This window comes from Endozoicomonas atrinae, assembly GCF_001647025.1.
Taxonomy (GTDB): Bacteria; Pseudomonadota; Gammaproteobacteria; order Pseudomonadales; family Endozoicomonadaceae; genus Endozoicomonas; species Endozoicomonas atrinae.
On the sequence record NZ_LUKQ02000005.1, the window covers coordinates 13607 to 38580 of the forward strand.

General features: G+C 46.5%; 21 protein-coding genes. 11 read left to right on the top strand and 10 right to left on the bottom strand.

Features of this window, described 5'->3' with window-relative positions; all coding sequences use genetic code 11:
* Positions 1-26 precede the first annotated feature (26 nt).
* The 4 genes from yidD (at position 27) to mnmE (ending at position 6613) form a co-directional block, all read left to right on the top strand.
* The gene (gene yidD / locus AK963_RS31150; RefSeq protein WP_083232383.1) at positions 27-353 is read left to right on the top strand and encodes a membrane protein insertion efficiency factor YidD; all 327 of its coding nucleotides are present in this window, start codon (positions 27-29) and stop codon (positions 351-353) included.
* Positions 329-1993, top strand: coding sequence for a membrane protein insertase YidC (yidC, locus tag AK963_RS01565; protein ID WP_066013516.1), 1665 nt, complete (start codon positions 329-331; stop codon positions 1991-1993). Before yidD ends, yidC begins: the two co-directional genes overlap by 25 nt.
* A gap of 219 nt (positions 1994-2212) precedes the next feature.
* Positions 2213-5158, top strand: coding sequence for a FimV/HubP-related protein (locus AK963_RS01570; protein ID WP_066013517.1), 2946 nt, complete (start codon positions 2213-2215; stop codon positions 5156-5158).
* Between the two features lie 66 nt (positions 5159-5224).
* Entirely contained in the window at positions 5225-6613 is a 1389-nt protein-coding gene (gene mnmE, locus AK963_RS01575) for a tRNA uridine-5-carboxymethylaminomethyl(34) synthesis GTPase MnmE (protein WP_066013519.1), read from the top strand.
* Positions 6614-6661: 48 nt separating this feature from the next.
* Here mnmE and AK963_RS01580 read toward each other — a convergent pair whose 3' ends face one another.
* From AK963_RS01580 to AK963_RS01595, 4 genes are all read right to left on the bottom strand, one after another.
* Positions 6662-7213, bottom strand: a complete 552-nt coding sequence (locus AK963_RS01580; protein ID WP_066013520.1) for a hypothetical protein — start codon at positions 7211-7213, stop codon at positions 6662-6664.
* Positions 7214-7482: 269 nt separating this feature from the next.
* A complete protein-coding gene (locus tag AK963_RS01585; protein ID WP_083232384.1) occupies positions 7483-8643 on the bottom strand; it encodes an ABC transporter ATP-binding protein in 1161 nt (386 codons plus the stop codon).
* On the bottom strand, positions 8640-10265 hold the full coding sequence (locus tag AK963_RS01590) for an ABC transporter permease (RefSeq protein ID WP_066013522.1): 1626 nt from the start codon (positions 10263-10265) through the stop codon (positions 8640-8642). Before AK963_RS01590 ends, AK963_RS01585 begins: the two co-directional genes overlap by 4 nt.
* A gap of 10 nt (positions 10266-10275) precedes the next feature.
* Entirely contained in the window at positions 10276-11286 is a 1011-nt protein-coding gene (locus tag AK963_RS01595; protein ID WP_066013524.1) for a Fe(3+) ABC transporter substrate-binding protein, read from the bottom strand.
* Positions 11287-11959: 673 nt separating this feature from the next.
* On the opposite strand from AK963_RS01595, the gene mnmG reads away from it, so the two are divergent.
* Positions 11960-13840 carry a tRNA uridine-5-carboxymethylaminomethyl(34) synthesis enzyme MnmG gene (mnmG, locus tag AK963_RS01600; protein ID WP_066013577.1) on the top strand — a complete coding sequence of 627 codons (1881 nt, stop codon included), beginning with the start codon at positions 11960-11962 and terminating at the stop codon, positions 13838-13840.
* A 61-nt stretch (positions 13841-13901) separates the two neighbouring features.
* On the opposite strand, the gene AK963_RS01605 is transcribed toward mnmG, so the two are convergent.
* From AK963_RS01605 to AK963_RS01620, 4 genes are all read right to left on the bottom strand, one after another.
* Positions 13902-14189: an ArsR/SmtB family transcription factor gene (locus AK963_RS01605; protein WP_066013525.1), complete on the bottom strand. Its 288-nt coding sequence runs from the start codon at positions 14187-14189 to the stop codon at positions 13902-13904.
* A 112-nt stretch (positions 14190-14301) separates the two neighbouring features.
* Positions 14302-14892 (bottom strand): YhgN family NAAT transporter, encoded by a 591-nt coding sequence (locus AK963_RS01610; RefSeq protein ID WP_066013527.1) that lies wholly within the window; start codon positions 14890-14892, stop codon positions 14302-14304.
* A gap of 96 nt (positions 14893-14988) precedes the next feature.
* On the bottom strand, positions 14989-15219 hold the full coding sequence (locus AK963_RS01615) for a hypothetical protein (RefSeq protein ID WP_066013529.1): 231 nt from the start codon (positions 15217-15219) through the stop codon (positions 14989-14991).
* 192 nt (positions 15220-15411) lie between these two features.
* Positions 15412-15948 carry a gamma carbonic anhydrase family protein gene (locus AK963_RS01620; RefSeq protein WP_066013578.1) on the bottom strand — a complete coding sequence of 179 codons (537 nt, stop codon included), beginning with the start codon at positions 15946-15948 and terminating at the stop codon, positions 15412-15414.
* 122 nt (positions 15949-16070) lie between these two features.
* Between AK963_RS01620 and prlC the strand changes: the two genes are divergently transcribed.
* The gene (prlC, locus tag AK963_RS01625; RefSeq protein WP_066013530.1) at positions 16071-18104 is read left to right on the top strand and encodes an oligopeptidase A; all 2034 of its coding nucleotides are present in this window, start codon (positions 16071-16073) and stop codon (positions 18102-18104) included.
* Between the two features lie 133 nt (positions 18105-18237).
* The gene (locus tag AK963_RS01630) at positions 18238-18492 is read left to right on the top strand and encodes a YheV family putative zinc ribbon protein (RefSeq protein ID WP_066013532.1); all 255 of its coding nucleotides are present in this window, start codon (positions 18238-18240) and stop codon (positions 18490-18492) included.
* A 144-nt stretch (positions 18493-18636) separates the two neighbouring features.
* Here the strand turns inward: AK963_RS01630 and AK963_RS01635 are convergent, their stop codons facing one another.
* A complete protein-coding gene (locus AK963_RS01635; RefSeq protein WP_066013533.1) occupies positions 18637-19287 on the bottom strand; it encodes a hypothetical protein in 651 nt (216 codons plus the stop codon).
* 1045 nt (positions 19288-20332) lie between these two features.
* Between AK963_RS01635 and coxB the strand changes: the two genes are divergently transcribed.
* The 4 genes from coxB to AK963_RS01655 all read left to right on the top strand — a co-directional run bounded on the left by coxB (position 20333) and on the right by AK963_RS01655 (position 24683).
* Positions 20333-21520 (top strand): cytochrome c oxidase subunit II, encoded by a 1188-nt coding sequence (gene coxB, locus AK963_RS01640; protein ID WP_066013534.1) that lies wholly within the window; start codon positions 20333-20335, stop codon positions 21518-21520.
* 11 nt (positions 21521-21531) lie between these two features.
* Entirely contained in the window at positions 21532-23127 is a 1596-nt protein-coding gene (gene ctaD / locus AK963_RS01645) for a cytochrome c oxidase subunit I (RefSeq protein WP_066013536.1), read from the top strand.
* A 15-nt stretch (positions 23128-23142) separates the two neighbouring features.
* Positions 23143-23709 carry a cytochrome c oxidase assembly protein gene (locus tag AK963_RS01650; protein WP_066013537.1) on the top strand — a complete coding sequence of 189 codons (567 nt, stop codon included), beginning with the start codon at positions 23143-23145 and terminating at the stop codon, positions 23707-23709.
* An 83-nt stretch (positions 23710-23792) separates the two neighbouring features.
* Positions 23793-24683 carry a cytochrome c oxidase subunit 3 gene (locus AK963_RS01655; protein WP_066013580.1) on the top strand — a complete coding sequence of 297 codons (891 nt, stop codon included), beginning with the start codon at positions 23793-23795 and terminating at the stop codon, positions 24681-24683.
* Here AK963_RS01655 and AK963_RS01660 read toward each other — a convergent pair.
* Positions 24680-24895 carry a DUF2909 domain-containing protein gene (locus tag AK963_RS01660; protein ID WP_020582193.1) on the bottom strand — a complete coding sequence of 72 codons (216 nt, stop codon included), beginning with the start codon at positions 24893-24895 and terminating at the stop codon, positions 24680-24682. The two genes, AK963_RS01655 and AK963_RS01660, sit on opposite strands and share 4 nt — an antisense overlap.
* Between the last annotated feature and the right edge of the window lie 79 nt (positions 24896-24974).

The window sequence follows — 24974 nt, forward strand, 5'->3', positions numbered from 1 at the left end:
GGCTCCGACAGAATGAAGGCATATACATGGGCAGATTAGCAAATATCCCCCGAGCATTATTCATCGGGATGATCAAGATATATCGCTATGCGCTGAGTCCTCTGATGCCCAGCCGCTGCCGCTTTTACCCCTCTTGCTCTGCCTACGGCCTGGAAGCCTTAAATCGTCATGGTTTTCTGACTGGTAGCAAGCTTATCTTGCTCCGACTACTGAGGTGCCACCCCTGGCATCCAGGAGGATTTGACCCGGTACCGGAAAAAGATTCTGGTTATCATCGGACACAATCAGACAATCATATTCATTCACCTGAATGTGTGGCCCGGAACTCATGGATTTCCAAAGAACACTCCTGATCGGCGCTATTGCTGTAGTCGGTGTTTTGACACTGCAGCAATGGAATGAAGACTATCCCGGTACGCCGAAATCGGCATCCGTCGCTCACTCCGTATCCAGCAGTCAAGCTGGCTCCGATATGCCTTCGTTTACTGATGGCAACTCTATCCCTTCTACCGACGATGGTGCTTCAAAACCTTCTGCCCAGCTAATCAGCGTCAAGACCAATACGGTTGACGCACTGATTGACCCAGCAGGTGGCGATATCATCAGTCTGACCCTGCCTCAATACCCGGCATGGTTGCCAGAAGAAGGTGAGCAAACCGTTCCTTTCCAGCTTCTGGTGAACAGCCCGGACTGTCAGGGAGAAACAACGTGTGTATTTACTGCACAGAGTGCACTGGCAAAAACCGATGGTCCTGACGCGGATAACCTTCGCGGGGTTTATCATGTAAAACAAGCCAATTACACGCTTGAGGATGGTGAGAACAAGTTGACTGTTGACCTCCATAAAAATACGGATGGGGTCGACATTACCAAAACCTTCACCTTTTATCGTGACAGCTACGATGTTTCGGTTAATTACAAGATTGTAAATAACAGCGACAAGGTGTGGCGCGATCAGTTTTATGCACAGCTGAAGCGGGATAACTCAGAAGATCCAAGTCAGCTCAACTCAAAAGCGCCAATGAATACTTATCTGGGGGCGGCTGTTCGCTCTAATGATGAGCCTTACACCAAGCTGCCTTTTGATGAGTTTTCCGATAAGCCATTCGCTGAGCGGGTTCAGGGTGGTTATGCAGCCATGCTCCAGCACTACTTTGTCAGCGCGTGGATTCCTGACCAGCAAAAAGTGCATCAGTATTACACCAAGCAGAATAAAGATGGCTACAACTTCGTCGGTTTCTATGACGATGCCATTGTAGCCAAGCCAGGTGAAACCATTGAGACCGGTGCGACCTTGTATGTTGGCCCAAAGAATCAGGAAAATCTGAAGTCTCTGTCTGATGGTCTGGAGCTGACGGTTGACTACGGTATGCTCTGGTTCCTGGCTCAGCCACTGTTTACCCTCTTGAAGTGGATTCACTCTCTGGTGGGCAACTGGGGATGGTCCATTATTCTTCTGACAGTACTGGTTAAGGCTGTATTCTATCCATTGAATGCCACCAGCTTCCGGTCCATGGCCAAAATGCGCAAGCTGGGTCCAAAGCTGCAGGAAATGAAAGAACAATTTGGCGATGATCGCCAGAAAATGTCTCAGGCCATGATGGAACTGTACAAGAAGGAGAAGGTTAACCCGATGGGGGGCTGCCTGCCTATTCTTGTCCAGATGCCTGTATTCATTGCCCTGTACTGGACGCTGCTTGAGTCTGTGGAGCTGCGACAAGCGCCATGGCTGGGCTGGATTCACGATCTTTCTCAGATGGATCCGTACTTTATCCTGCCGCTGATCATGGGTGCTTCGATGTTTATTCAGCAGATGCTGAACCCGACACCACCAGATCCTGTGCAGGCTAAGGTCATGAAGATGATGCCGGTGATCTTCACCTTCTTCTTCCTGTTCTTCCCAGCAGGTCTGGTTCTGTACTGGGTGACAAACAACGTTCTGTCGATTATCCAGCAGTACATCATTACCAAAAAAATTGAAAAAGAAGGCTAAGCCTTCCACGAAGCAGCTTTCCTGTTGTAAAGCTGCTTCGTTACCCTCTTCTCCTGAACCTCTCTTCAAAAAATTCCTATTCCGGTAAGTACCTGCACATACTTATTCTTATGCTGTAAAAAATAGAGCCTGAATTTTCTACAGTTGCTCATGGCTGAACCGATAAACAGTTAGTAACAGAGGCTTCCCACTTTGAGCTAACTGGATAAGATCAGCAACATGATAAAAAAACTGATAAGCACGGCCATTGTCAGCAGTGTTATCGGGAGCGCATCGGCCAATCCTGAACTGGGATATATGACGCTTGGTACTGACCAGTACCAATTATTTAATGCAACCATTGCCATTGATGCTCTGCCGTCTGAACTTGCCGATAAGAAGCTTAAAGTAAAGCTTGGGTCCATTACGGACTTTTACCGGCATAATATTGAGTATGACAAGCAGGTTTCCAGTCTGCGGTTTAAAGTGGCCAAGGATAGCAATGGAAAGCCGCTGATCAGGGTTCGCTCAGTTCGGGAAATTACCACCAACAAGCTGAAGGCTGTTATCAAGTTGACGGTGGGAAATCAGAAGATATATGGGATCTATGATTTCAAGTTAACGCCCAATAAAGAGCGGCATGTTACTTTAAATTTACTTAACACTGATCATAAACCTTCAGAAAAGCCACTTATAACCCCAAAAGCTCAAGAGCCATCAACTTCTATTGCCAAGATACCACCTTCTAGTGTCAAGGCATTACCACCTGAAGCCAGCAGCCCTGCTTCAGATGAAAAAGATATTAAAACACAAGCCAGAACAACCCCCTCTGCTGTTCAGTCATTACCATCTGAGGCCAGCATTACAGCTTCAGACGAAGAAGATCTTAATACGTCTTCATCAGGGCATTACCAGGTAAAGGCTGGTCAAAGTATCAGTCGTGTTGCCATGGAGTTGTTACCCCTGTATCCAGAGGTTTCAAGCTGGCGAACCCTGATGAACAGGCTGGCATCCCTGAACCCAGACGCATTCATCAATGGTGATATCAATAAACTGCGAGCTGATGCGCAGTTGAAATTACCTGAATCTACTCAGCAAGTTGCTCAAGTGGTAGCTGAAAAGCCATCAGCTCCTACCGTAAAGGCATCTGAAGCTGCACGGTTAGAGCCTTCGGATAAAACCGTCGTTGCACATAGCCAAAACAAGACAACGCCATCGAACGTTTCACTAAATAACGCCTTAAACTCAACAATTATCGTCAAAGACCTTCCAGAAGGGCTTGCAGGCAAAGACAACCTCAAGGTGCAGTTGGGCTCAATTACCGACTATTACCGGAAAGGCATTGATTATAATCAGCAGGTTGCTGGTCTTCGGTTTGACATAACGGCTAATAGCAACAAAGAAACTGTGATCAGGGCTCATTCAATCCGAGACATCGGAGCGAAGCAATTGACAGCTGTTGTTAAGTTTTCTGCTGGAAGAAGTAAGGCTTATGGTATTTACGAAATCCGTTCCGATAAAAACGGACGGCAGATTGCTTTTAGCCTGTTAGATATCAAGAGTGGGAAAAAGCCTCAAGTTGTAAAGAATAGCCACTCTCCAATGACATCCGGTGACATTGCCAAAAAGCAGGCTCTGGAAGCATTGCGCAGTAAGCTGAAGGAGTATGAACAGGCAAAGAGCCATGACAATAAGGCTTCTGCCGACAAACCGGTTAATAAGGATATTTCGTCTTCACAGGCTTCTGGAGATGTTGCTAAAAAGCAGGCATTGGAAGCATTGCGTAAGAAATTAAAGGGATATGAACAGGCAAAGAAAAAACAGCAGGTAGAGACAGCAAATAAGGCGGTAACTGAAAGGGGCGCAAGTAAAGGTTCTAAACCCTCTTCGATAGCCGGGCAGAAAACGTATCGGGTTTCCAAAGGAGACACTATAAGTACGATAGCCATGAAGCTGAGCAAGGCTTATCCAGGCTCGAAGAGCTGGAGGGGGGTTATGAAACTTCTGGTGAAAAATAACCCAGGCGCATTTATCGATGGTGATATTAACAAGATACGCGCAGGAACGGTGTTAAATCTCCCTGAAGCCGCTCACTATGATCATCTTTATAAGGTAGTGGCAGGTGACAATATCAGTACGATTGCCTGGAGAATGCAGTATAAATATCCCCAGCCCACTGGGTGGAAAGGGATGATGAAACAGATCGTTCATATGAACCCAAAGGCGTTCACTGATGGTAATCCAAACAAGCTTCGGGCTAATGAAATACTGATCATCCCTGATTCTGGTGCATCTGAGATTGAGGCTGAAATTCAGGAGTTACCTCAGGAGCAATCAGAAAAAACGACATCATATCCTTATAATAACAGTAAGCCGAAAAATACACGGCAGCAGTTAGCAAAGCAGGCCAAGAAGAAGCCAGCTGCTCCTCAGGAGATATCAGAAGCAAAGAAATCAAATGCTTATAGTCACAGTAAGCCGCAAAAAACGCGTCAGAAGTTAGCAACGCTAGATGCAAAAAAATCAAACAGTTACAATCACAGTAAGCCACAAAAACCACGCCAGCAGTTAGCAAAGTTAACTCGGAAGAGCTCATCTGCCCCTAAAGAGCAACCTGTTCAGCAGAAAATAGACACCATTTATAAGGTCACAGAAAGTGAAAGCCTTGCTGCTATTGCGCATAAGCTGATACCAGATTATCCACAGTTTGACAGCTGGTATGATTTACTTCAGGAGTTAGCAAAGCTAAACCCAGCACTGTTTGTGAATAATGATATTGGTGCGCTCAGAAAAGGGACTGTGTTGCAGCTGCCGGAGAAAAAGTCCCATAAGCAGAAAATTGATAGCACATCGAGACAACCCAAGCCTGCAGAGCGTAATAGAGATACACAAATCAGTGAAAGAAGCCGAGAGGATACGACGGGGAAAGTGACAGCCCCTTCATATAACAAAATCAGTAACTCTCTGCTATCCAGGATCGGTAAGACACCTGTATATAGAGTACCTGATGGCTATACCATCAGTATGGTAGCCATTAAGCTCTTACCCAAGTTTCCGGAATATGACAACTGGACATCACTGATGAAAGCCATCTATAAACTCAACCCTGATGCTTTTATCAACAAAGATATCAATAAGCTTCGTGACAATAGTCGATTGAAGCTGCCCTACAATATAAATTCATGACCCTGTACTAAAACAGGCTCCGCGCATAGACTATGCCATCGTTTTAGCAGTTACTGATGGCTTGTTATGTCTGATCTCAGCAACCTTCACCAGGATACCATTGCGGCTCAGGCCACAGCCCCCGGTCGGGGAGGAGTAGGTATTATTCGGGTGTCTGGTCCTGATGCAATTCGTGTAGCACGAGAAGTGCTAAAGTTGGAGCCTAAGCCACGGTTTGCTCACTATACCCCATTTCATGATACTGATGGTCAGGTTCTGGATGAAGGCATAGCTCTTTATTTTCCAAACCCCAACTCCTTTACCGGAGAGGATGTTCTTGAGCTCCAGGGGCATGGTGGCCCCATCATCCTGGATATGCTGCTGAAACGCATTCTTGCTCTTGGTATTCGTCAAGCAAATCCCGGTGAGTTCTCTGAGCGAGCTTTTCTCAATGATAAACTGGATCTTGCTCAGGCTGAGGCCATTGCAGATCTGATTGACAGTACTTCCGAACAGGCTGCTCGTTCTGCTCTGCGCTCTCTTCAGGGAGCTTTCTCACAGCGGGTCAATGCTCTGGTTGAGTCTTTGATTGAGCTGAGAATCTATGTTGAGGCGGCCATCGACTTTCCGGAAGAAGAAATCGACTTCCTGAATGACGGTAAAGTAACTGGTGAGCTGGAAAGCATCTCGCAACAGCTCAGTGACGTTATTCGTGAAGCTGGTCAGGGAGCCATCCTGAGAGATGGTATGACCGTAGTGATTGCTGGTCGTCCCAATGCCGGAAAATCCAGCCTGATGAATGTTCTGGCTGGCAGGGATACAGCAATTGTTACCGATATTGCCGGAACGACCCGCGATGTATTGAAAGAACATATTAATATCGATGGCATGCCGCTTCATGTGATTGATACGGCAGGTCTTCGTGAAACCGATGACCGGGTAGAGCAGATTGGTGTTGAGCGGGCCTTTAAAGCTATTGAAGAGGCTGACCGGGTATTGTTGATGGTGGACGGGTCATCTACCGGTGCTGCTCATGCTCATGATATCTGGCCGGAGTTTGCTGACCGTCTGCCTACACAGGAGAAGCTGACGATCATTCGAAATAAAATCGACCTTACCGGTGAACAGCCCGGATTTTCAGAGGTTGATGGTGTTCCGGTTATCCGTATCTGTGCCTGTAACGATCAAAAGAGCGAGCACGGGATTGATGCTCTCCGGGAGCACCTGAAAGCCTGTATGGGATTTGAAGGGGCTATGGAGAGTAGCTTTTCTGCTCGACGTCGCCATCTGGAAGCTTTACGGCAGGCTGGAGAGTATATTGAGAATGGTCGGCAGCAGCTGGAGCACCTTGGAGCTGGAGAGTTACTTGCAGAAGATCTTCGTCTTGCTCAGAAAGCCCTGGGTGAGATTACTGGAACCTTTACCAGTGATGATCTGCTTGGTCGTATCTTTTCGTCTTTCTGTATTGGCAAATAACTAAAACAGGCTTTTTGGTGCATTAGACTGCACTGAGAATAGAATGATTTAGCGCCATAGCGTTTGAGGGCCAATGCTGATATTGCAAGCCCTCAAATTGAGGTGATCGGACTCCCTAGAGGTATATTTGGCATTGAAGAAAACACTCATATCTGCTTTGAGTTCTTCACTGGGAGTCCGGGAGCTTTTGAACTTCGGAAGTTTATAGTTTTCAACTTCGGCATATAAAAAGCATGCTATGTAGGTCTCTCTGAGAACGTAAAAAGAGATAGTTCCTGACTTTGTACTATCTTCATAAGAAAGAATGACACCAGTTAACCTTTTTTTTTCCTCTATCATTTCCTTAAGTTTTGTTTTTGATTCTTCAGAATGCATAACAGAGCTATTGCCATGAATTTCTGCATGAGTACCTTCATTACATGAAGGGATATAGTTTGTCTGTAACGCTTGTCCTGTAACATTTCTAGCTAAAATACCCTGTTGACAGGGGACAGTTGGTTCCAGAGTAGAGGTTTCATTAGGATTTGTTTCCGTTGAACTCTCTTCGCAAGGGAAGAGCTGATACTCCCCAGAAGAAGATGGATGGAAATTGATATTCACAGCAACTATCCTGATAAATTCTTATTTGGATGAAAAATATTCTGTCATTCAAAACTAGAATCAAACTATGATCCTGTAAAATAGGTAACATAAAAATTTCATGAGGTTGTTTTATTTCTGATTTTCTTTTTCCTGGGCTATATCTACTGAGGAATTGTTTATATTGGTTCTTTCAGGGGGGACTTTTTAATTGGTAACAGGCATAAATCCAGAAAGGATGGGGTAAGGCATAGTATTCTGAGATATATGCCTTAACTAAAGGGAAGGTGTCAGCTATTCAGAGTCTGTCCATCTGCATCGAACAGTACCAGGTCATGAGGAAGAATAGTTAGCTGTACTGTGGAATTTTCTGCCACAGGGTTTGAATGCTCTGAAACCAGCTGATAGCTTCCCTGGCAGCAGTCCAGATGAATTTCACTGCGTATATTTTTCCCCATGAACTGCTGCCGGGTAATGGTTGCCTGTGGAAAAGTGCTGGTAGACTCCTGAGCCAGTGAATTTTCAAGTTTATCCACAGCAGAGACTTCAACCATCTGTGGCCGGATGAATAACTCCAGACTTTCCTTGTTCCCTGCTTTTTCCATGGAGAGAGGTCGTGTGGCTTCCACAATACCTAATGGGGTGCTCACGTGGAACTCATCTTCAATGGTTGCAGGCAAAACATTTCCGGCTCCCATAAAATCGGCAATAAAACGGTTGTCTGGGTGATGGTAAACATTGAAAGCCGTCCCCTGCTGCATGATTCTGCCCTGCCCCATTACCGCAATGGTATCCGCAAAAGCAAAACCTTCTTCACGACTGTGAGTAACAAACAGTCCTGCAACTTTTTGCTGCTTGAGAATATCCCGGATTTCTCTGACCAGATGCTGACGAACCTGGCTGTCGATATTTGAAAAAGGCTCATCCAGCAACAGAATTGAAGGTTCATTGGCCAGAGCCCTGGCTATTGCTACCCGCTGCTGTTGTCCTCCAGAGAGTTCATGCGGATACCGCTTATCAAGACCATAGAGGTTGACCAGCTGAAGCATATCCTGAACCCGTTGTTTGACCTGTTCAGTGGTCTTTTTCTTAAGGCCGAACGCGATGTTGTCAAAAACCGTCAGATGGGGAAACAGGGCATAGTCCTGAAAGATCATACCGATTCCCCGCTGTTCTGGAGGTGTTACTCTGGTAGCAGAGCTGACTTCCTTTCCATGTAGCTCAATGGTGCCGGATACCGGCTGAATCAAACCTGCTATCGCTTTCAATAAGGTAGACTTACCACATCCACTTCGACCCAGAAGACAGACAATTTCTCCATCCTCTATGGACAGGTTTAATCCTGATAGAACAAGGTTGCTGGCAATAGCGATGTTTGTTCCCGGTGGGCTACTTTTTTTGGCAGAGCTGTCATAAGCACAGGCAAGTTCAGTGATTTTCAGGGCACTCATTTCTGTTCCTGCCTTTCCAGAGAACGGTTTAGCATAATTAGAGGAATCAATCCTACCAGAACCAGTACCAATGCGGCAGGTGCCGCATATTCCAGCTGTTCATCAGATACGTATTGAAAGACCCAGGTTGCCAGTGTTTCAAAATTGAAAGGTCTGAGTAACAGCGTTGCAGGCAACTCTTTCATGCTCTCAATAAATACCAGCAACAGTCCCGCCAGCATACCCTTACGGATTAAGGGAAGATGAACACGTTTCACCATTTCCTGAGGGTTACATCCCAGTGTTCGACTGGCCATATCCAGCGAAGGTGAAACTCGTCCAAGACTGGACTCAACACTACCAACAGCAACAGCAGAGAAACGCACAACATAGGCAAAAACCAGGGTAATGATAGAGCCGCTGAAAATGAGCCCTACGGTTGACTGGTTCCAGTGAATCAGCAGTTCGTTGATTAAATGGTCAGAGAGTGTCAGGGGGATCAGTACACCTATGGCCAGAACATTGCCTGGCAGAGCATAGCCAGTTGAGGCAAGGCGAGCAGGGATTCGAGAAAAACTCGTACTCTTTAAACGCTGGTAAACACCAAGGAACAGCGCAATAAAACAGGCTGCAGCGGCTGCGGATCCGGAAACCATCAGGCTGTTTAATCCATATTCAAAAAGCTCACTGCTCCAAGAATCATCGAAATAGGCAATCATATATTCCACCAGCACCAGTGATGGAAGCAGAAAACCGAGGATTACAAGCATCCAGCACCAACCGATAGCCAGCCACTTTGACCAGCCTGAAAGTTCGACCAACTCCCGCTGCTCCTGGCCCGTATTTTTCTGATAGAGCTGTTGTTTACGGCGGCTGTATTTTTCAGTGCTGATCAACAGCATGACCACCAGCAGCATCATGGCCGAGATTTTTGCCGCTGCATTCAAGCTGCCATAACCAAGCCAGGTGTCGTATACCGCAGTTGTTAACGTCGGAACGGAAAAATAACTTACCGTAGCAAAATCACCGAGGGCTTCCATGCCCATCAGAGCCAGGCCGGTAATAATGGCTGGACGGGCCATGGGTAATGTTACACGGAAAAAACTTTGTAGTGGTGAGCATCCCAAAAGCCGGCTTGCCAGAGTCTGGCTTTTTGACTGCTCAAGGAAAGCGGTTCTTGCCAGCAGATAAAGATAAGGGTAAAGCACCAGAGCCAGAACAATAATAGCGCCGCCAAGGCTGCGTATTTCCGGGAAGGAGTAGTCTGCTGCGGATTCCCAACCTGTGAAGCGTTGCACAGGCCCGGCAAACTCCAGAAGGTCTGTATAGATATAGGCAATAACGTAGGATGGCATAGCCAGTGGTAATACCAGCAACCACTGTAGCTGGTCTCTTCCTGGAATTCGGGTATTGGCCATTACCCAGGCTGCGGGAATAGCCAGAATAGCCCCAAGACCTCCTACTCCGAGAATAAGAAGAACACTATTCGCTATGTATGTGGTGAGAACAGTATTCCACAGATGATCAAATAACTCTCCGGCAGGGGCAAGAGCCTCTACGATCAGAGCAATGACGGGAGAAAACAGCAAAAGGGCCAGCAACCAGCTGCCAGCCCTCCAGTAGATCGGTAAGTTGTGATTCATGCACTAAGATCTAGAGATCAAATTTGACTTCGTCCAGAAGACGTTGGGCCTTGGTACGGTTCGCTGCAATTTCTGAAATAGGCAGTGGGTCAGCTTTGAACTCACCCCATGCAGCAACGGTGTCAGACACTGGGACTTTCGGATTGACCGGGTACTCCATGTTGTCTCGGGCATAAATGGATTGAGCCTCTTCACTGGCCAGGTACTCCATCAGCTTGAGGGCATTATCCTTATTAGGCGCGTACTTTGCCATCACCATACCGCTGATATTGACATGGGAACCAAAGTTTTTCTGGTTAGGGAAGTTAATATAAACCGCATCAGCCCAGGCTTTTTGATCATCATTCTGCATCATCTTGCCAAAGTAGTAGCTGTTACCCAGAGAGACATCACAAACGCCCTCTTTGATCGCTTTTACCTGAGCACGATCATTACCCTGAGGACGGCGGGCAAGGTTTGCTTTGACTCCTTCCAGCCACTGTTTGGTTTCAGCCTCGCCTTTATGGGCAATCATGGAGGCTACCAGGCCAATGTTGTATGGATGCTTGCCACTGCGGGTACAGATCTTTCCTTTAAACTCACTGCTGGCCAGATCTTCATAGTTGATATCAGCCGGCTTTTCACCACGCTTGGAACTGTAGATATTTCGAACCCGCATGGTCAGTGAGTACCACTGGTTATTGGGATCTCTTAAGTGCGCAGGGATGTTTTCATTAATGGTTTTACTGTTGACTGGCTGTACAAGTTTGCGATCAACCAGATCAAAAAGACTGATCATGTCAGAAGTCAGTACAACATCTGCCGGGCTGAACTTTCCTTCTCTCTCGATACGCTCTTCCAGGCCTTTCTTGGCAAATACAACGTTCACTTTAACGCCAGTCTGCTCTTCAAAGTCTTTCAGCATGGGCTCAATCAGAAAAGGTTGGCGGTAAGAATAGACATTCACCTCTTCAGCAGCCTGAGCCAGCAGAGAAGAACAAGAAATCGCAATAGCAGAAGCAATAGAGAGAAGTTTTTTCATAGCGGTCTGTAAACAAGAATTATTATCGTTTGCGAATTCTACTTATTTTCACTGAATTCGCAACCGCTTTATTCCTCTGTGGATAAATTCAATTGCGATAAAACAGACGATTACTTTGAACATCCGATAACAAAAGGCTTTCAGGCAAGACACCTGAGAATCATGGAAATGTGGACATATACACAGACAAGCTATTAACAAGCCAGGGAATAACCTTTTAATAATATCTTTCTGTGGATAAAGTCTGTTTTTTCCACAGCTTAATGACATGTTAACTAAACCTTCCTACCAAAAATACAACAGGGTTGTTCAATTGGTAATTGAATGAAAATAAAGGGGTTTATTTGGTTATCCACAGATTTTATCAACACCTATATCTATTAAAAAAATAAAAGAACACTAAGAAACAGCTATTCGCTGTTATTACTGTTGTTTACATGGAAAAACCGACCATTTTTTATGAGAAACGTATAGGGTTTCTGGGTGGATCTGCTGGCTGTGAGTAAAATTACGTGGCTTGTTTCCTTTCACAGACGTTATGAAAGCGTTGTCATTGGGCTAGCCGCTTGAAACCTTCAGATCACTCTTATCCAATGCTGGGTCACAGCGCTATTTAACCTGTGTATAATTGCCGGCCTTATCTTCTCTTGATGACAGGTGACAGACTTTGGCAGTGGATTTCCCAAAACAATTTGATGTGATTGTTATCGGTGGCGGTCATGCCGGTACTGAGGCCGCCCTGGCTTCAGCACGTATGGGCGTTAAAACGCTGTTGTTGACCCATAACATCGAAACTCTGGGGATGATGTCCTGTAATCCAGCCATTGGCGGGATTGGTAAAAGTCATCTGGTAAAAGAGGTTGATGCGCTTGGCGGTGCCATGGCAAAAGCGACAGATCTTGCCGGCATTCAGTTTCGGATTCTGAATGGCAGGAAAGGGCCTGCTGTAAGAGCGACAAGGGCACAGGCGGATCGTGCTCTGTATAAAGCAGCCATTCGTTCGATTCTGGAAAACCAGGAGAACCTGTGGATATTTCAGCAGGCTGCGGACGATCTGGTGGTTGATGACAGCACCAGTCAGGTTCGTGGTGTCGTGACCAACATGGGGGTTCGTTTTCTTGCCCCGAACGTTGTTTTGACCGCGGGTACTTTCCTTGGCGGACGGATTCACATTGGTCTGGAAAATCACAGCGGAGGCCGAGCCGGTGATCCTCCATCCATTGCCCTTGCAAACAGACTGAGAGAGCTGCCTCTGGGGGGGCAACGCCTAAAAACAGGTACTCCTGCACGTATTGATGCCCGAAGTGTGGACTTTTCAGTGATGGAAGCTCAGCCAGGGGATACGCCACTGCCGGTGATGTCTTACCTTGGAACAGTAGATCAACACCCTGAGCAGGTATCCTGCTATATCACTCATACCAATGAGCGAACTCACGACATTATTCGTGGCGGACTGGATCGTTCGCCCATGTTTACCGGGGTAATTGAAGGTATTGGCCCTCGTTACTGCCCATCAATAGAAGACAAAATTACCCGTTTTGCGGATAAAAACTCGCATCAGGTATTTCTGGAGCCGGAAGGGCTATCCACACATGAACTGTACCCCAACGGTATTTCCACCAGTTTGCCGTTTGATGTACAGATTAACCTGATTCACTCTATTCGTGGCCTGGAAAACGCTCATATTACCCGTCCCGGTTACGCCATAGAGTATGATTACTTTGATCCAAGAGGACTGAAGTACTCTCTGGAAACCAAAGCCATTGGCGGTTTGTTCTTTGCCGGTCAAATCAACGGTACGACCGGGTATGAGGAGGCTGCTGCACAGGGGCTGCTGGCTGGTATGAATGCAGCTCTCAGGGCTCAGGATAAAGAGTCCTGGTGTCCACGTCGTGATGAAGCCTATATCGGTGTGCTGGTGGATGATCTGATTACCAATGGCACCAGTGAGCCTTACCGCATGTTTACCAGCCGGGCAGAGTACCGCTTGATTCTTCGAGAAGATAATGCAGATCTGCGATTAACTGAGAAAGGAAGAGAGTTTGGTCTGGTGGATGATGAGCGCTGGGCAGCATTCAGCGACAAGAAAGAGCGTATTGAGAAGGAATCTGAGCGCCTTAGAGCGGCGTTTATCCATCCGGGCAGCGATGCAGCCAGTACACTGGAAAATAAGCTCAGCAGGCCTATAAGCCGTGAATACAGCCTTTTGGAATTGCTTCGCCGTCCGGAGCTGACCTATAACGATGTAGCTGGACTGGTGGGTGAGGCTGAAACCCATGATCAGGTAGCGGAACAGGTTGAGATACAGACCAAGTATCAGGGCTATATTGACCGTCAGACAGAAGAGATAGATCGTATGCGGCGCTATGAGAATACTCGTATACCGGAAGCTCTTGATTATACATTGATTGAAGGATTATCGAACGAGCTTAAGCAGAAGCTGAGTGATGCCCGTCCCGAGACGCTTGGCCGTGCATCCCGTATCCAGGGCATGACGCCTGCTGCAGTGTCTCTGCTGCTGGTGTATATGAAAAAGCGGTCCATGGCTGCTTGATCAGCATGTTACATGTTCCTGGGATATCAGGAACATGTAACGTTAACCTCTCTGATTCAGTTTACTCATCCACACAACACTCCTCACTGAGAAACCCCATCACTTCATTGAACGTGTCAAACTGAGCAATGCAGTACAGTGTCCTTCCATCCCGCTTCTGTTGAACCAGCCCCACAGAAACGAGCGCTGAAATATGGTGAGAAAGGGTTGAACCGGGAATATCCAGCTCCTTTTGCAGGGTTCCGACAGGCAAACCATTATGGCCAGAGCGAACAAGACGTTTATAAATTCCAAGCCGTGAGGAATGACCCAACTCTTTTAGAGTCTTGGCACAAGTGTCCAGATCCATAATAGAAAACTTTTGTGATAAATAATTCGATAATAATGGAAATAATGTAGGTTTGTACAGAAACTGCTTCCGGTTTATGGATTATTCTTTGGAAGCAGTTGGTAAGTGTTTACTAGGCTAAGTAGTGGGCAATACCGTCCATAAACATCTGTACAGAGAGCATGACCAATATCATCCCCATGAGCCGTTCAATAGCGAATATACCTCGGCCACCCAGCAGTTTCATGATTTTACCCGACATCATCAGAATGGCAGCGCTCAACGCCCAGGAGATAAAGACGGCCATGGCGAGTTTCGGTTGATTTCCTGGATGCTGACTGGATACCAGCATCAGGGTTGCCAGAATTGATGGGCCTGCGATAAGAGGGATTGCTAATGGGACAATAAAGGGTTCACCATCTGGGGTACTGCCCATGATGCCGCCACCCCGGTTGGATGGGAAAATCATACGAATAGCGATAATAAACAGGATGATAGCACCGGCAATACTTACCGATTCCTGCTTCAAATGAAGTGATAGCAGCAGGTATTTACCGGCAAAAAGGAAGATCAGGAGAATAAACAGAGCTATCAAAAGCTCTCTGATGAGAACTTTGCTGCGCCTCTCTTCAGGGACCCCTTTCAGTATTGAGATAAAGACAGGCATGTTGCCCAGAGGATCCATGATCAGGAATAGCAGGATAACGGTAGAGTATATTTCCATATTTGAAAGAGCCAGCTGAATGAGTATCAGGGCGCGCTTATAACATATTCACCAGAGGCATAGATAGGCCTCTGGTACGATGTAAGGATCAATAATTTAGCCTTTGACAGATTGACTGGCATAGATATTGAGCAACTGGGCGTCGCGGCTTCTGCCATCACCATTTCCCTCAAGATCAATGGTCTCCTGAAGCTGGAGCTTGGTTTGATGCTTTAAAGCGGCTTTTTCTGCTTCTCTGATTTCCGCTTTATCTCTAGCCTCATCAGCTAATTCGGCTTGGATATATATCGGGTTATTTTCCTGGCCTATCTGATTGAGTTCGCTCATGAGAAATTCCTTATGTAAATGAATGAAAACAGTCATAAATTTGTTTGATAGCTTCAGATTAGTTATGACCAGTCAAGGCGTCATTACTACTTAGGTCATAAGGAAGAGTTAAAAATGTGATGGTTTTTATTAAATGTTTGATTTTTAATGGTCTTTAAGTAGCGGAGTAAAGGGCTTGATTTAGCCCTTGGTCTAATTTTCAAGATAATTATTTTTGAGTTTCACATAGTTCCCAGCGGTGTATTTGAAGAAACTACGTTCTTTTTCAGATATTTCCCGTGTTTTTTGGGCCGGATTACCCTTGTAAACAAAGCCACTTTCAAGACGCTTTCCCGGTGGGACCAGACAGCCGGCTGCGACAATGACTTCTTCTTCCACTACAGCTCCATCAAGAATAATGGCACCAATACCAATCAGGCAGCGACTGTTAATGGTACAACCATGCAGGATCGCTTTATGCCCTACGGTTACATCATCGCCAATTGTCAATGGATAGCCATTAGGGTTGTAATCGCTGGCATGGGTAATATGCAGAACTGAACCGTCCTGTATGCTCGTTCTGGTACCAATGATGATTGAATGCATATCGCCACGAATAACAGCCGTTGGCCACACAGAGCTGTCATCCCCAATAGTGACATCACCAAGCACAACTGCACTCTCGTCGATGTAGACCCTTTCTCCCAGAACTGGCATTTTATTATTGAAGCGTCTGATGGCTTGACTCATTGAGCAGGGCTCCTCTGGTGTTTCTGCCATAGTGGATAGTGCGCTGACTGGATTCTGCTTGAATTCATACGGCGGTGCACCCATCTATTACAAATAATAACCTTGGTATAGAGAGCTGTCCTATGAATAACCCGCTACTGGAATCCAGTGAACTCCCTCCGTTTTCCAAAATTCTTCCTGAACATATAAAGCCAGCGATTGAATCCATTATTGATGATAACGAACAAGCAGTAGCGGCGTTACTGGCTTCCGGGGCCGGTACGGGATGGAGTGCTTTGCAGGAGCCTCTGGACCAACTGGACGACCGGCTGGGTCAGGCCTGGTCACCTGTAGGTCATATGAATGCAGTGGTCAACAATGAAGCGCTGCGGGATGCTTACAATGGTTGTTTGCCGCTGTTGTCTGAATACTCAACACGCCTTGGGCAGAATCGTCAGTTGTTTGAGGCTTACCAGTCTCTGGCAGACTCAGAAGAGTTTAATAAGCTGGACAGTGCTCAACAGAAAGTGATTAACGATAATCTCAGGGACTTCCATCTTGCCGGTGTTGCCCTGGAAGATGATAAGAAAGCCCGCTATGGCGAGATTAAAAAACAGCTATCAGAACTGACCAGTAAGTTCTCTGATAATGTTCTGGACGCCACCATGGCCTGGAGCAAGCTGATTACCGATGAATCTGAGCTGGCTGGATTACCCGAGTCCGCACTGGCAGGCGCAAAGCAGCTGGCTGAGTCTAAAGAGAAAGAAGGCTGGTTGCTGAATCTGGACTTCCCAAGCTACTTTCCGGTGATGACCTATTGCGATAACAGAGAGCTCAGGAAAGAGGTTTACACCGCATTCTCTACTCGAGCCTCTGACCAGGGACCGAATGCCAGTGAGTTTGATAATACGGAAAACATCCAAGAAATACTCAAATTGCGACATGAACTGGCTCAGCTGCTGGGTTTTGATAACTACGCCGAGTATTCCCTGGCCACCAAGATGGCGGAGTCTCCTGATAAAGTCATCGAGTTTCTCGAAGACCTGGCTGCGAAAAGCAAGCCTCAGGCAGAAAAAGAGCTGGCAGAACTGAAAGCGTTTGCCAAAGAAGAGTTTGGTGTTAAAGAACTTGAAGCCTGGGATGTTGGTTATTATGGTGAAAAACTTCGCCAGCAGCGTTACGCCATTTCGCAGGAAGAGCTACGCCCATGGTTCCCGGCAGAAAAAGCCATTTCAGGCATGTTTGAAGTCGTGAACAGACTCTATGGCATTGAGTTTGAAACAGTGGATAACGTGGATACCTGGCATAAGGACGTTCGCTTTTTCAACATCACCAGAAAGGGAGAAGTGATCGGCCGTTTCTACCTGGACCTTTATGCCAGAGAGCATAAGCGTGGTGGAGCCTGGATGGATGTTTGCCGTTCGCGCTGGAAGCAGGATGACAAGTTGCAACTGCCGGTAGCGTATCTGACCTGTAACTTCACACCTCCAGTTGGTGATAAACCGGCTCTACTGACACACGATGAAGTGGTTACCCTGTTCCATGAGTTTGGTCATGGGCTGCACCATATGCTTACCAAGGTTGATTATGCGGCGATTTCTGGCATCAGTGGTGTTGCCTGGGATGCTGTAGAGCTGCCCAGTCAATTTATGGAGAACTGGTGCTGGGAGAAGGAAGGTCTGGCCATTATCTCCGGTCATTTTGAAACAGGAGAGCCTCTACCGGAAGAGATGTTGAATAAACTGCTGGCCGCAAAAAACTTCCAGTCCGCCATGATGATGGTCAGGCAGTTGGAGTTCTCGCTCTTCGACTTCAAACTGCACAAGGAGTACAGGGAAAACATCGATGTGCAGTCAGTGCTTAATGAGGTACGAAAGCAGGTAGCTGTAGTCATACCTCCGTCTTTCAATCGTTTTCAGAACAGCTTCAGCCATATTTTTGCGGGTGGTTATGCGGCGGGATATTACAGCTACAAATGGGCCGAAGTTCTATCAGCTGACGCATTTTCACGCTTTGAAGAAGAAGGGATTTTTAACCGGAACACCGGTGAGTCCTTCCTGCATGAGGTTCTGGAGAAAGGCGGTTCAGCAGAACCTATGGAGCTGTTTGTAAACTTCCGTGGCAGAGAGCCAGAGATTGATGCGCTACTGCGTCACAGTGGTATTCAGATGGCTTAATGGCTTAGACTTCGCACTAATAATGATAAGTCTTGCTGTTAAATGACGGTTATTTGAAGTAAATACGCAGCAGACAGTGTGAGGAGCTTTCTGTTGCGTATAAATGTCAGGTCACTAGTCAGGGATATGAGCCATGAAAACCAAACGATTTATTGCAGGAGCGGTATGTCCTTCCTGCGGCACGATGGATTCTGTCCGTATGTTTCGTAGTGAGACTGAACGGGATTACCGTGAATGTGTTGAATGTGGCTTCAGCGATGTGATGGAAGTGAACCCCAAGCTGGAAGGGGATCTACCAGAGGCCCGTATTGCCCGGGAAGAGAGTATTCTGGAGGATCATACCGATGTAATACGCTTTATAGACGCCTCTTCTTCCGATAAACATTGAGCTGTTATGGATATACATTTACCTCTGCTGCTTAGGTTCTGTCGTTGTTGCAATGACTTGAAGGACGTGGTTATTCCTTCGTCCTTGCGCCTTGTCAGAAGCATTCTGGCTTGAGCTGAGAAATGAAACTTATGTCAACAGAACCTAGGCTGCAGAAGTAAACTTCAGTTCTATACCCAGGTTATTGGAAAGGCAGTTCCAGCGTGACCAGATTCTGATCCACTCCTCTGCACTGCGGTTGTGGATAAACTCCTTGAACTTTTCTTCATGATAGATGGCCTGAGAACGCATCATCTGATCCACCGTTTTATCCACAATGATATCCAGCTCATTGGCAAAGCTTTCCCCCAAAATTGAGTGAACAATCAGATTTGCCCAGGTCATATTCATCGGGATCAGCGTTGATCCAGTTTTTACAAGATACTGGTCGTTTACTTCTTCAATGAGTCGATGAGCAAAATAAGCCTTATCCAGCAATAGATCGAGCCCGGATAATGGCTGATCCTGGGTCACGGGAGCCAGGAAGTTTTCTTCGGCAATATCAAGGAACGGTGAGATAAAACTGTGTATACCAACCTGCTGAGAGGCTTCATTAAGTGCCTCCAGAAAGTCAGGTACATGGTCAATGTAATCCATTGTGAAAATCAGCAATGTCTCACAGGCATTCTCATCAGGCAGTTCAATCGTGCGATGTAATTGTTCAATCTGATCACTGATAAGCGTTTGGAGGTGTTTGCCTTGTGCTTCCAGCTCTTTGACCCGAATGATTAAATTTCGGATTGCCTGCACATCCATATTTATCCCCTGTGTTCATCCATTGCTGTCAGCATGAATTATTGACAATGGCTGTCCGGTAGATGCTTACAAAACCATAGTGCTGTTTATAAAACAAGAGATAGTAAATATTCCTTTTTCATATATTTCAATATTTTTATAAATAAAAAATAATATAGAAAAAACCTGTAAAATAAGGGTTTTTCCAAATTTTGGAATCTGTTGTGCAGTCAAAAAAATGGCACACTATATATGCCATGCCAGCTTTTATCAGAAGGATTTTATGGATGGCTGGATGCAATTAGAGGTTGCTTTTTTTGATGAAACTTTCAAAAAAAAAGTGGTAATGGTGAAGCCTATTCACATAAAGCAATAGGGCTTGTTTAAACTTACCACTTCTATGATTGCTGGAGCGGTGGTCGCTTTTAATAAAAATTGGATGTCTAGGTTAAAAAGTTTTTCATTATAGATCCTGAATAAAAATGTCGTTTAATTACAGTTCGTTATAGACCTTAATAATGAATAGCTTAAATATGTATTAAACGACATTTATAGTATTTTAAAATTGGAGATTTCATTTTTTTTCAGCATGTTGTTTAATGGTTTTCTAGAACTATACTCTATGGACGATTATTGTCAGACTTAGAGTGTTCTGCTTGGGATGTTTTGTCATAGTATTTCTATGGCGTGAGGTGTTGGATTTGCAGTTATGTGTATGTTAAGCAGTTTGACTTTGTCTCAATACTGATTGCATATCTGCTCTTGATTAGATGTAGTGGGGTTTTTCAGGTCAGATAAATCAAAGCAATATCGCTTCCTCTCATTGAATCCATGTGTGGTTTACCTGCGTAAATGACACAAATGGGCTTCATCATGGGATGGGGATGATGAATGTTTGTAACAATACAAGACCATTGGACAGGTCAGTATCGTGACACATGCGACCGGGCAAAATGCTGCTCAGTTGCCAGTCACACCTCTGAGAAGTAAAGCAGCACAACAAGTCTGCACAATAATAATAAGAAGTTTCCGCTGCGATCAGCGGATAGTCAGGGGATGTAAGGGAATGATGCAGCAGGCGAAATCTCTTTTTCTTCTTCTTGTGGGACTGGCTGTAACGGGTAGTAGCCGTGCTGCATGGGAAGTCAACATGACCGAAGGTGTGACGGCTGTCAGCCGGAATATCTACGGACTTCATATGACCATATTGATAATCTGTGTCGTGATTGGCCTGATTGTCTTTGGGGTCATGTTTTATTCTATTTTCAAGCACCGTAAATCCAAAGGTGCCGTACCTCATCAGTTTCATGAAAGCACACTGGTTGAGATCGTATGGACATCCATTCCTTTTCTGATACTCGTGCTGATGGCGATCCCGGCGACAAAAACGCTTGTGGATATCTACAACACTGATGAGGCCGATATTGATATCAAAATTACCGGCTATCAGTGGAAGTGGCAGTATGAGTATGTTGGAGAAGATGTCTCTTTTTTCAGTAACCTCAGTACTCCCCGGGAACAGATCCTTAACGTCCGGGACAAGAACCCCAACTATCTTCTGGAAGTGGATGAGCCGCTGGTGATTCCAGTTGGCAAAAAGGTTCGCTTCCTGGTTACCGCTGCTGACGTTATTCACTCCTGGTGGGTGCCTGCCCTGGCAGTAAAGCGCGATGCCATTCCTGGGTTTATTAACGAAGCCTGGACGAATATTGAAGTGCCTGGCACTTACCGTGGGCAGTGTGCAGAGCTGTGTGGTAAGGATCATGGCTATATGCCCATTGTCGTTGAGGCTAAGTCACAGGAAGACTACGACGCCTGGCTGGAGGCAAAAAAAGCCGAAGCCGAAAAAGAGCGTGAGCTGACGGACAAAACCTGGACCATGGATGAGTTGATGGCCAGAGGTGAGCAGGCCTACAACAAAGCCTGTGCGGTATGTCATCAGCCCAATGGGGCCGGTATGCCACCGATCTTCCCTGCGCTAAAAGGCAGCCCAATGGCCACGGAAGCCGATCAGATCGGAGCACATGTCGATATCGTTATGAATGGTAAGAAAGGTTCTGCCATGCAGGCCTTTGCCGGCCAGTTGAATGAGGTGGACCTCGCGGCAGTGATCACCTATGAACGAAATGCCTGGGGCAATAACACCGGCGAAATGGTGACACCTAAAGAGATCGTGGAGTACAAGAAAACTGGCAAGTATATAGAAGATCCGGCCAAGCAGGCCATGCCCGATAACAAACAGGCGAGCCTGTAAGGAGAGTAGATATGACTTCGGTAACTGATACTGCTTCTTCACATGAGCATGACGAGCATCATCATGGGCCTGCCAAAGGGTTGATGCGCTGGGTTCTTACCACCAACCATAAAGACATTGGGACCATGTACCTGTGGTTCAGTTTCATTATGTTTCTGACCGGTGGGGCCATGGCAATGATTATCCGGGCTGAGCTCTTTCAGCCCGGGCTTCAGATCGTTGATCCGGGTTTTTTCAACCAGATGACCACGATGCACGGCTTGATCATGGTATTTGGTGCTGTTATGCCGGCTTTCGTTGGACTGGCTAACTGGATGATTCCCATGATGATCGGGGCGCCGGATATGGCCATGCCCCGGATGAACAACTGGAGCTTCTGGATTCTGCCCTTTGCGGCCGTGATGCTGGTGAGTACGTTGTTTATGGAAGGAGGTGGGCCAAACTTCGGGTGGACATTCTATGCGCCACTGTCCACAGACTACGCTCCACCTTCAACGACATTCTTCATCTTTGCGATCCATATGCTTGGTGTGTCTTCCATCATGGGGGCGATTAATATCATCGCAACCATCCTGAATCTTCGTGCTCCCGGGATGACCATGATGAAGATGCCGCTCTTTGTCTGGACCTGGTTGATCACTGCCTACCTGCTGATTGCTGTAATGCCGGTGTTGGCGGGTGCAGTAACCATGATGTTGATGGACATTCACTTCGGTACCAGCTTCTTCAATGCTGGCGGTGGTGGTGATCCCGTTCTGTTCCAGCATATTTTCTGGTTCTTTGGGCACCCGGAAGTTTACATCATGATTCTCCCCTCTTTCGGGATTGTCTCAGCCATTATTCCGGCATTTGCCCGCAAGCACCTGTTTGGCTATACCTCTATGGTTTACGCCACAGCCAGTATCGCTTTTCTGTCGTTTATTGTCTGGGCACACCATATGTTCACCGTTGGCATTCCACTGATTGGTGAGCTGTTCTTTATGTATGCCACCATGCTGATTGCCGTACCGACCGGGGTGAAGGTATTCAACTGGGTAACCACCATGTTCCGCGGTTCCATGACCTTTGAAACCCCGATGTTGTTCTCAACGGCATTTGTGGTGCTCTTTACCATTGGTGGTTTCTCAGGGTTAATGCTCTCTATCGCTCCTGCTGATTTCCAGTATCACGACACCTATTTCGTGGTGGCTCATTTCCACTATGTGCTGGTGCCTGGGGCGATCTTTGCCATCTTTGCTGCCTGCTACTATTGGCTGCCCAAGTGGACTGGTCATATGTATGACGAGACGCTGGCTAAAGTGCATTTCTGGATGTCCTTTATCGGGATGAACCTGACGTTCTTCCCAATGCATTTTGTCGGACTGGCTGGGATGCCAAGAAGGATTCCTGACTACGCATTGCAGTTTGCCAACTTCAATGAAATTTCCAGCATAGGTGGTTTCATGTTTGGTACCACGCAATTGCTGTTCCTCTTTATCGTGATCAAATGCATCAGGGGGGGAGAAAAAGCTGAGGCCAAGCCTTGGGAAGGTGCTGAAGGGCTGGAGTGGAGTGTGCCATCACCTGCACCCTACCACACCTTCACAACACCACCGGATGTGAAGTAAACGACAGGAGTCAGTATGAGCGAACAGGATAGAGAAGAGAAACCGGAGGCTATTGAGCACTCAACTCGTCGCACTGTCATTCGCTCCATACTCGTAGCCTGTGGCATGTTCGCCTTTGGTTTTGCCATGGTGCCACTGTACAACGTGTTCTGTCAGGTGACGGGGTTGAATGGTAAGACGGACCCTGATCCCTATATGTACAAGGCTGCAGAAGCCAAAGTGGATACCAGCCGTGATATCAAGGTGCAGTTTGTGGCCACCAAGAATGCGGGCATGAGCTGGGACTTCTCTCCCAGCACCCCACAGGTAACGGTTCACCCTGGTGAGCCGGGGCTACTGAACTTTGTTGCTAAAAACCCCACGGATAAAAGGATGGTGGGCCAGGCAATTCCCAGCGTAACGCCATTTGAAGCGACCAACTTTCTTCATAAGGTCGAGTGTTTTTGTTTTACCACTCAGACACTGGAGCCCGGGGAAGAAAAGGTCATGCCACTGCGGATTATTGTCGACCAGGAACTGCCAAAACACATAAAAAAGCTAACGTTGTCTTATACGCTGTTTGATGTAACGCATATGAACTGAATCAGTTGAGCCGTTTTTTTTGAAGATTGTTCGGGAGAAAAGGCGTACTCCCTGTCAGATCAGGAGAGGTGAAAGAAAGTATTATGGCTACCGAAGGTACCTACTACGTTCCGGCCCAGAGTAAGTGGCCAATCATTGCATCTATTGGGCTATTTCTGACCCTTCTGGGTGCTGGCATGATGATGAATGACATGACTGCTGGTGTTAAGGATTCCAGTGCTCACTATGTATTTTACGCCGGTGGTCTGATTATGGCCTGGATGCTGTTTGGCTGGTTCGGCAATGTTATTCAGGAGTCCCGTGCAGGGCTTTACAGTGCTCAAATGGACCGGACATTCCGCTGGGGTATGTTCTGGTTTATTTTTTCAGAAGTGATGTTCTTTGCTGCACTGTTTGGAACCCTCTTCTATGTCCGGGTACTAGCCGTTCCCTGGCTGGCCGGTGAGGGTGAAGGAGCCATGACCCATGAAATGCTCTGGCCAAACTTTATTGCGGACTGGCCATTGATGGTGAATCCGGACAATGACCTTTTTGTTGGGGCTGCCGATGTTGTTGACCCTTTTCACCTGCCACTGTTGAACACACTGTTGCTGGTTGCCTCCAGTATCACACTGACCCTGGCGCACCATGCACTGAGGGCGAATGATCGCTACAAGATAAAACTGTGGTTGATCATTACGCTGGTGCTTGGTGCCGCATTCTTATTTTTCCAGGTTGAAGAATACATTGAAGCCTATAACGAACTGGGTTTAACCCTTAGTGCTGGTATTTATGGCTCAACCTTCTTCCTGCTAACTGGTTTTCATGGTGCTCATGTAACCCTGGGAGCCATTATGCTGGCGGTAATGCTGGTGCGAGTCTACCAGGGGCATTTTGAAGCGGATAACCACTTTGCCTTTGAAGCCGCCAGCTGGTACTGGCACTTCGTGGATGTGGTGTGGGTTGGACTGTTTATATTTGTTTATCTGGTTTAGCGATATAACCAGGGCGCCTGGCTGTGGATATCTCCATGAAGCCAGGCAACAACAATAATAACCATAATCAAAACGGTCAGACCGATACGAACTTTCAGAGAATTCAGCAGTTTTGGCGAACTCTTTTTCTCTGTCAGCAAAAAATAAAAGCCGGTACCCAGACTGATAACCACGGCAAAGAAAAGAACAATAACGACGACTTTTATCCACATATTCCTGGCTCAAGAAAGTTATCCACAAGACAAGTTCCTGAGATGAACTCAGTTTTTTTCCACACAATAACATAGAAAG

Bases quoted from the DNA above. Each gene is read 5' to 3' on its own strand.
- yidD (WP_083232383.1), top strand. From the start codon at position 27: ATGGGCAGATTAGCAAATATCCCCCGAGCATTATTCATCGGGATGATC.
- yidC (WP_066013516.1), top strand. From the start codon at position 329: ATGGATTTCCAAAGAACACTCCTGATCGGCGCTATTGCTGTAGTCGGT.
- AK963_RS01570 (WP_066013517.1), top strand. From the start codon at position 2,213: ATGATAAAAAAACTGATAAGCACGGCCATTGTCAGCAGTGTTATCGGG.
- mnmE (WP_066013519.1), top strand. From the start codon at position 5,225: ATGTCTGATCTCAGCAACCTTCACCAGGATACCATTGCGGCTCAGGCC.
- AK963_RS01585 (WP_083232384.1), bottom strand. From the start codon at position 8,643: ATGAGTGCCCTGAAAATCACTGAACTTGCCTGTGCTTATGACAGCTCT.
- AK963_RS01590 (WP_066013522.1), bottom strand. From the start codon at position 10,265: ATGAATCACAACTTACCGATCTACTGGAGGGCTGGCAGCTGGTTGCTG.
- AK963_RS01595 (WP_066013524.1), bottom strand. From the start codon at position 11,286: ATGAAAAAACTTCTCTCTATTGCTTCTGCTATTGCGATTTCTTGTTCT.
- AK963_RS01605 (WP_066013525.1), bottom strand. From the start codon at position 14,189: ATGGATCTGGACACTTGTGCCAAGACTCTAAAAGAGTTGGGTCATTCC.
- AK963_RS01610 (WP_066013527.1), bottom strand. From the start codon at position 14,892: ATGGAAATATACTCTACCGTTATCCTGCTATTCCTGATCATGGATCCT.
- AK963_RS01615 (WP_066013529.1), bottom strand. From the start codon at position 15,219: ATGAGCGAACTCAATCAGATAGGCCAGGAAAATAACCCGATATATATC.
- AK963_RS01620 (WP_066013578.1), bottom strand. From the start codon at position 15,948: ATGAGTCAAGCCATCAGACGCTTCAATAATAAAATGCCAGTTCTGGGA.
- prlC (WP_066013530.1), top strand. From the start codon at position 16,071: ATGAATAACCCGCTACTGGAATCCAGTGAACTCCCTCCGTTTTCCAAA.
- AK963_RS01630 (WP_066013532.1), top strand. From the start codon at position 18,238: ATGAAAACCAAACGATTTATTGCAGGAGCGGTATGTCCTTCCTGCGGC.
- AK963_RS01635 (WP_066013533.1), bottom strand. From the start codon at position 19,287: ATGGATGTGCAGGCAATCCGAAATTTAATCATTCGGGTCAAAGAGCTG.
- coxB (WP_066013534.1), top strand. From the start codon at position 20,333: ATGATGCAGCAGGCGAAATCTCTTTTTCTTCTTCTTGTGGGACTGGCT.
- ctaD (WP_066013536.1), top strand. From the start codon at position 21,532: ATGACTTCGGTAACTGATACTGCTTCTTCACATGAGCATGACGAGCAT.
- AK963_RS01650 (WP_066013537.1), top strand. From the start codon at position 23,143: ATGAGCGAACAGGATAGAGAAGAGAAACCGGAGGCTATTGAGCACTCA.
- AK963_RS01655 (WP_066013580.1), top strand. From the start codon at position 23,793: ATGGCTACCGAAGGTACCTACTACGTTCCGGCCCAGAGTAAGTGGCCA.
- AK963_RS01660 (WP_020582193.1), bottom strand. From the start codon at position 24,895: ATGTGGATAAAAGTCGTCGTTATTGTTCTTTTCTTTGCCGTGGTTATC.